The sequence below is a fragment of the Streptomyces sp. NPDC026092 genome (assembly GCF_040638605.1).
In the GTDB taxonomy this organism is placed as follows: Bacteria; Actinomycetota; Actinomycetes; order Streptomycetales; family Streptomycetaceae; genus Streptomyces.
In genome coordinates this window covers 209,808-216,503 of the sequence record NZ_JBEZYN010000013.1, presented here as the reverse complement: position 1 = coordinate 216,503, position 6,696 = coordinate 209,808, and the positions used below count along the sequence as shown (strand labels likewise).

The 6,696-nt window shown below is 69.3% G+C and carries 7 protein-coding genes; 1 reads left to right on the top strand and 6 read right to left on the bottom strand.

Annotation, left to right across the window (positions count from 1 at the left end; translation table 11 throughout):
* Nucleotides 1-2: 2 nt before the first annotated feature.
* The 3 genes from AB0F56_RS22430 to AB0F56_RS22420 form a co-directional block, all read right to left on the bottom strand.
* The gene (locus tag AB0F56_RS22430; RefSeq protein WP_362012427.1) at nt 3-1,286 is read right to left on the bottom strand and encodes a SidA/IucD/PvdA family monooxygenase; all 1,284 of its coding nucleotides are present in this window, start codon (nt 1,284-1,286) and stop codon (nt 3-5) included.
* Entirely contained in the window at nt 1,283-2,116 is an 834-nt protein-coding gene (locus AB0F56_RS22425; RefSeq protein WP_362012424.1) for a phenylalanine 4-monooxygenase, read from the bottom strand. Before AB0F56_RS22425 ends, AB0F56_RS22430 begins: the two co-directional genes overlap by 4 nt.
* A gap of 369 nt (nt 2,117-2,485) precedes the next feature.
* Nucleotides 2,486-2,986, bottom strand: coding sequence for a peptidylprolyl isomerase (locus AB0F56_RS22420; protein WP_362012421.1), 501 nt, complete (start codon nt 2,984-2,986; stop codon nt 2,486-2,488).
* Between the two features lie 90 nt (nt 2,987-3,076).
* Here AB0F56_RS22420 and AB0F56_RS22415 point away from each other — a divergent pair, with 90 nt between their 5' ends.
* Complete coding sequence (locus AB0F56_RS22415; RefSeq protein ID WP_362012418.1) at nt 3,077-3,337, top strand: thioesterase domain-containing protein; 261 nt, start codon at nt 3,077-3,079, stop codon at nt 3,335-3,337.
* On the opposite strand, the gene AB0F56_RS22410 is transcribed toward AB0F56_RS22415, so the two are convergent.
* The 3 genes from AB0F56_RS22410 to AB0F56_RS22400 form a co-directional block, all read right to left on the bottom strand.
* Entirely contained in the window at nt 3,243-4,136 is an 894-nt protein-coding gene (locus tag AB0F56_RS22410) for an NAD(P)-binding domain-containing protein (RefSeq protein ID WP_362012416.1), read from the bottom strand. The two genes, AB0F56_RS22415 and AB0F56_RS22410, sit on opposite strands and share 95 nt — an antisense overlap.
* A gap of 125 nt (nt 4,137-4,261) precedes the next feature.
* On the bottom strand, nt 4,262-6,199 hold the full coding sequence (locus tag AB0F56_RS22405; RefSeq protein ID WP_362012414.1) for a cation-translocating P-type ATPase: 1,938 nt from the start codon (nt 6,197-6,199) through the stop codon (nt 4,262-4,264).
* Nucleotides 6,200-6,275: 76 nt separating this feature from the next.
* Nucleotides 6,276-6,635: a helix-turn-helix domain-containing protein gene (locus tag AB0F56_RS22400; protein ID WP_362012412.1), complete on the bottom strand. Its 360-nt coding sequence runs from the start codon at nt 6,633-6,635 to the stop codon at nt 6,276-6,278.
* Between the last annotated feature and the right edge of the window lie 61 nt (nt 6,636-6,696).

Here is a 6,696-nt window from a genome sequence, read left to right as displayed (position 1 = left end):
CGTCATGTCCCGTTCCCCGCTGTCCGCTCGTGCGTCCGCCGGTCGCCGGCCAGCGACTCCGCGATCTCGCCCGCGCGGACCGCGGTCATCGAAAGTAGGGTCGAGGAGATTCCGTGCGTCGCCTCGGTGGCGCCCTGCACGTAGATGCCGCAACGGACGTCGGCGGTGGTACGGAGCCGGTAGTCGCGGCCGATCCGCAGTTCACCCGTCTCGTCGCGGCACAGCTTGTCCGCGATGCCGCCGAGCAGTTCCGACGGGTCGGGCGAGGTGTATCCGGTGGCGTGGACGACCAGGTCGGCCTCGATGTCGGTGACCTCGCCCGTGGGCAGGAACCGCACGCGCACCGCGACGTCGTCCGCGCGCGGGTCGAGGGAGTCGATCCGGGAGCTGTGCATGACCCGGAGTCGGGGCTCTCCCGTGACCTTCTGCTCGTACTGGCGGCGGTACAGGTCGTCGAGCACGTGCCCGTCGACCACCGCGTAGTTGGTGCCCCCGTGGTACCGCAGCATCGCCTGCTTCACGTCCGGCGGGGCCTGGTAGAAGTCGTCCACGGCGGCGGGGTCGAAGACCCGGTTGGCGAAGGGGCTGGCGTCGGCGACGCTGTAGCCGTAGCGCGTGAAGACGGCGCACACCTCGGCCGTCGGGTAGCGGTCCATCAGGTGCCCGGCGATCTCCGCGGCGCTCTGGCCCGCTCCGACCACCACGACACGCTTGGGGGCCCGTTCGTCGAACGCGGGCAGCCGGTGCATCAGCTGGGAGCTGTGCCAGACCCGCTCGCCGGTTTCGACACCCTCGGGCAGGCGCGGGCGCAGGCCCTGGGCGACCACGAGGTTCCTGGTCCGTGCGGCGATCCGGTCACCGGCCAGGACGTCGAGCGCGACGACGGTGCCGTCCTCCACCACCGGCCGGACGCCCGTGACCTCGACGCCGTACTGGACCATGTGGCGCACCCGGTCGGCGGCCCACCGGAGGTAGTCGTGGAATTCGGTGCGCGAGGGAGTGAGGACCGCGTGATTGATGAAATCGACAAGCCGGCCCTTCTCATGTAAGTAGGAGAGGAAACCGAATTCGCTCACCGGGTTCCGCATCGTGGCGATGTCTTTGAGGAAGGACACCTGCATCGAGGCGCCCTCGATGAGCATGCCGCGATGCCAGCCGAAATCCGGCTGCTTTTCGAGGAAGAGCGCACCCGCCGATCGGTCTGCCTCGTGCAGTGCTGCGGCCAGTGCGAGATTCGCGGCACCGAACCCTATTCCGGCGACGTCGAGCACGGCGGTGCCCGTCATTTCGCGACCGCCAGGAGCCGCTCTATGGATACGTCGTCGCAGGTTGCCCAGAATTCGCCGGCCACATCCTCGAGGTGTGTCAGGGAGCGGGCGCTGTAAAGGGTGTCCTGATACCGGGTGATGTCATAGCTGACATGGACCATGTCGGCGATGGCGAGGGGGCGGATCTCGGCGGCACGGAACTGGTCCAGTTCGCCGTAGGACGAGACGATGCTGGCGCCGTAGGCGCGCGGCCCGTCGGCGGCATCGAGGAGTCCGCACTCGATGGTGAACCAGAAGACCTTGGAAATGAACTGCTGCGCCGTTTCGGTCTCCACGCGGCGCACGGCCTCGCCGGCCAGGCGGTAGAGCTGGGCGAATCGGCGGTCTGCCAGGGCGCTGCCGTGGCCGATGACCTCGTGCAGGACGTCCGGCTCTGTCGAGTAGAACGGCGTCGCGCCGTCACGGATGTACTGCGTGGAGTGGAAGTACCCGTCGGCGAGGGAGCCGCAGAAGCGGTGGAAGGGGACCACGCCCGCGGCCGGCTGCAGCCGAAAGCCGGTCAGCTCGTCGAGCCGGTCGGCGACTTGCTGAAGTTGCGGTATTCCCTCGACGCCGACATCGAGCTGTTCGGCCGCGTCGAGGAATTCAGGTGCCGCAAGGGAATGATGCCGTTCCTGCAGTCGCTCGGCGACGAGTCGCCAGACGGCGTGCTCGGCATCGGTGTATTCGATTTCGGGGATGACGTCGCCGCGTACATAGTTCGCCGCGAGAGCCGCGATCTCGTCACGCCGGCGTCGGTAGACAGAATTGTCCGCCGATACGCCAATTAACTGCTCCTGGCTGTCCACAACGTATCCCCGTAACGTCGTTGGTAAGAGTAGACGGCCAGGGAGAGACCCCTGAACCGAACGACGCTTTCAGGAAATTTTCCCCCGACCAACTCGCTTCAAGCTACACCAACGGACGACCCACTCGCAAGGCATTCACCGGCAACCCGCAGGTCAGCCGCCACTTGACGCCTTGGGATGATCCCAAGAACTCCCACTTCGGTCGATGTATTCAAGCCGTTAACCCCGATGGCGAATTTACCCGATTACCCGCACCATGATCAACTATGCGGCATTTGGCCTCGCGGGAAGGGGCCGGCGGCGCCGGCCCGCCGGGACCAGGCCGGCATCCGCGGCCCGGTCCCGAGCGCCGGACGCGCCGTCAGAACGTCACTGCTCGACCTGGGCGCTGAGGATGACCACGGGCTCGACCGGGACGTCCTGGAAGCCGCTGCGGCGGCCGGTGGGGACCGCGGCGATCTTGTCGACCACGTCGAGCCCCTCGACGACCTTGCCGAACACCGCGTAGCCCCAGCCCTGCGGGGACGGCGACGTGTGGTCGAGGAAGTCGTTGTTCGCCGTGTTGATGAAGAACTGCGCCGACGCCGAGTGCGGGTCGGACGTACGGGCCATGGCCACGGTGTAGCGGGCGTTACGCAGCCCGTTGCGCGCCTCGTTCTCGATCGGCGCGTGGGTGGGCTTCTGCGTCATGTCCTCCAGGAAGCCGCCGCCCTGGACCATGAACGTCTGGATGACGCGGTGGAAGACGGTGTTGTCGTAGTGGCCCTCGTTGACATAGGTCAAGAAGTTCTCGACCGTCTTCGGCGCCTTCTCGGCGTCGAGCTTGAGCTTGATTACACCGAAGTTGGTGGTGAGCACGACCTGAGTCATCGTGTCCTTCTTCCGGGAGCTGTCAGAAATTGCGCTTCAGCCTATATGATCTAGGGTCGCCTCCCCCCAGGAGCACGCCCATCGGCCGGAGTGTTCAATTCCGCCCCCGTGCCGTACGCCTCCGTCGGGCACCGCATGGGCGCCGTCCTGGCGTACGAGACGGCCCGGCGCCTCACCGACATCCCAGGACCGGCCCACCTGCTCCTCTCCGGCCGGGCCGCGCCCGGGCCGACCTCCGCCAGAAGGCCGGTGAAGGCTACTTCTCGTTCTTCGCCTTCACCTTCTCGAAGGTGCGCGCGAAAGAGTCGTCGCCGAAACCCTCGGCGACCAGCTCGTCGGCGGTGTTCTTGACCGGCTCCAGCCAGGACGCGTCGACGCCGAGCTCCCTGCTCGCCTGGAGGATGTGGCCGAGCGCGAGCTGGTTGGTGCGGACGTTGGAGATCCCGGTCGCGTAGTCGCCCTCGTCGATCACGCGCGCCTGGTCCTGGCTCGCGATGGCGGCCGAGACCACGTACCGCACCCAGGTGTCGATGTGGGGCTGGAACTCCTGGGCGGAGATGCCCGCCGTCTTGACCAGCGCGTGCGCGTGCCCCCAGCCCTGGCCGGCGGCGTACAGGACGCTGAGCAGGGCCAGGTCGAAGATGAGGGCAACCCCGGGGTCCTCGCTGACGTGCACGGACGCGCCGCCGAGCTCCTTCAGAAGGGCCACGTTGGCGTCGAAGACCTCCTTCTTACCTCCGTAGAAGAACTGCCCCTGCGGCGTGCCGACGAGCGGCGGGATCGCCATGATCGCGCCGTCGAGGTAGGCGATGCCGTGCTCGGCGGCCCAGGCGGCGGTCGACCGGGCGTCGTCGGGCGTGCCGGTCGTGAGGTTGATGAGGGTCTTGCCCGACAGCTGCGTGGCCAGCGGTTCGATCAGTCCGCGCGTGACCTCGTACGTCGACACGCACACGATGACGACCTCACTCGCGGCGACCGCGTCGGCGGCGGAACCGGCGAGCTTCGCGCCCTCGGAGACGAGCGCGTCGGCCTTGTCGGCGGACCGGTTCCACACGGTGGTCGGGTGACCGTTCCGCAGAAGGGTCGCGGCGAGCGCCTGACCCATCAGACCGAGACCGATGACGGATACCGAAGGGTTGTTGCTGGGCATTGAGAAATATCTCCTCGTGGAAATCGAATCCCGGGCTCCTTCACCGAGAGGGTAGGCAGCGTTTCCTTTACCCCTCAAGTACTTACAAATTGGTAAGTGGGGGGCGAGGGAGGGAAATTCGACGTTCAGTCGCAGCAGCCACAGCTGTTCGGCGCGGCCAACGCAACCGGGACGGGGACCGGCACCTGGACCGGCCTACGCACAGACGGGACCGCCCGACCGGCCTCGCGAAGCGCGGCGTGGGCGGGCAGATGCCTGCGGCGTCCGGCCCGGATGCCGTTGCCGATGACGAGGACTTCGGCCAGTTCGTGGCCGGCGACCACGGTGGCGAGGCCCAGGACGCCGGTCGCTGCGAGGGGGACGAGCGCGACGAGTATGCCGCCGGACATCAGCAGGTTCTGGGTGAACACCCGGCGGGCCGCGCGGGTGTGGGCGATCGCGTCGGGCAGCCGGCGCAGGTCCTCGCCCATGAGCGCGATGTCGGCGGCCTCGACGGCGACATCGCTGCCCATGGCGCCCATCGCGATGCCCGCGTCGGCGGTGGCCAGGGCGGGGGCGTCGTTGATGCCGTCCCCGACCATCGCCACCGGGCCGTGGGCGGACCGGAGTTCGGTGACGATACGGGCCTTGTCCTGAGGGAGGAGTTCGGCGCGTACGTCGTCGATACCGGCGGCGGCGCCGATGGCGGCGGCGGTACGGGCGTTGTCGCCGGTGAGCATGACGACCCGGACGCCCTGGCCGCGCAGGACCTTGACGGCTTCGGCGGCCTCGGGGCGTATCTCGTCGCGTACGGCGACGGCGCCGAGCAGGACGCGGTCGTGCTCGACCAGGACGACGGTGGCGCCGGCGTCCTGGAGCCGCAGGACGTCGTCGGCCAGCGGACCGGCGTCGACGAAGCCGGGCTTGCCGAGGCGAGCCTTGCCGCCGTCGACGGTTCCGGTGAGGCCGTTGCCGGGTACCGCTTCGACGTCCTCACCCGGGGCGAGGTCCCGCGTGTCGACCGCGGCGAGGATCGCGGCGGCGAGCGGGTGTTCGCTGCGGGCTTCGAGCGCGGCGGCCACCGCGAGCACCCGTGCGGGGTCCGTGCCGGTGGCGGGTACGACGTCGATGACCTCGGGTTCGTTACGGGTGAGGGTGCCGGTCTTGTCGAGGGCGACGACCTTCACCTTGCCCAGGGCCTCCACCGCGGCACCGCCCTTGATCAGGACGCCCGCCCTGGAGGCTGTACCTATGGCGGCGACGACCGCGACGGGCACGGACAGCGCGAAGGCGCACGGGGCGGCGGCGACGAGGACGACGAGCGAGCGTTCCATCCAGACGGCCGGGTCACCGAAGAGACTGCCCAGGGCCACGATCAGGGCGGCGAGCACAAGGACACCGGGGACGAGCGGCTTGGCGAACTTCTGCGCGAGGCGCTGGCTGGCGCCCTTGCGTTCCTGGGCCTCGTGGACGATGTGGACGAGGCGGGCGAGGGAGTTGTCCCGCGCGGTCGCGGTGACGGTGATCTCCAGGGCGCCCGAGCCGTTGACGCAGCCGGCGAACACATCGGCGCCTGGGCCGGCTTCGACGGGCACGGACTCACCGGTGACCACGGACGTGTCGAGCGCGCTGCGGCCGGAGGCGACGACGCCGTCGGTGGCGATCCGCTCACCGGGCCTGACCAGGAGGACGTCGCCGACCCTGAGGTCGGCGGCCGCCACCTCGGTCTCCGTACCCCCGCGCCGGACGGTGGCGGTGGGCGGAACCAGATCGAGCAGGGCGCGCAGCCCGTGCTGGGTACGGGCGACGGCGTACCCCTCCAGGCCCTCGGCGATGGAGAAGAGGAAGGCCAGGGTGGCGGCCTCGCCGTACTCACCGAGCGCGACGGCGCCGACGGCGGCGACGGTCATCAGCAGCCCGACACCGAGCCGTCCCTTGAGCAGGCCGCGCAGGGTACCGGGGACGAAGGTCGCCGCACCGACGAGCAGCGCCGCCCAGGTGGCGCCGGTGTCGTAGGGCCCGACCAGGAAGAGCGAGACGAGGAGCAGGACTCCGGAGGCGGCGGCCGCCTGGAGCTCACGCACCTGCCATATCGCGGCGGGCGCCGAGGTGGAAGCCGGGGCCGGTCCCGGACTGGGGGCATCGGCCGCGCAGCAGGCGTCACCCCCGAAGCTCCCCCTCCTCGTCGCAGTCGTCCCCCTCGGAGTCGACGAGCAGGACCAGGGAGGCCAGTTCGGCCAGGGCGTGGGCGAGCTTGGGGTCGGCCAGTTCGTAACGGACCCGCCGGCCGACGGGGACGGTGCGCACGAGACCGCAGCCGCGCAGACAGGACAGATGGTTCGACACGTTCCCCCGGGTCATGCCCAGGGCTTCGGCGAGATCCGAGGGATAGGCGGGCGCGTCCAGCAGGGCGAGCAGCAGCCGGCGCCGGTTCTCGTCGGCGAGTGCGGTACCGACACGGGCGAGCGCGGCGGCGTCGACGGCGACGGCCACGGGGCCGCAGGTGTGAGTCACGTCCATGAGAGGACAATACAGCCAATCCTGAATCAAGCCCAGCCTGAATCGACGGAACACCTGCGAC

Excerpts from the sequence above, each read along its gene's own strand:
- AB0F56_RS22410 (WP_362012416.1), bottom strand. The coding sequence starts at position 4,136 with ATGCCCAGCAACAACCCTTCGGTATCCGTCATCGGTCTCGGTCTGATG.
- AB0F56_RS22430 (WP_362012427.1), bottom strand. The coding sequence starts at position 1,286 with ATGACGGGCACCGCCGTGCTCGACGTCGCCGGAATAGGGTTCGGTGCC.
- AB0F56_RS22420 (WP_362012421.1), bottom strand. The coding sequence starts at position 2,986 with ATGACTCAGGTCGTGCTCACCACCAACTTCGGTGTAATCAAGCTCAAG.
- AB0F56_RS22400 (WP_362012412.1), bottom strand. The coding sequence starts at position 6,635 with ATGGACGTGACTCACACCTGCGGCCCCGTGGCCGTCGCCGTCGACGCC.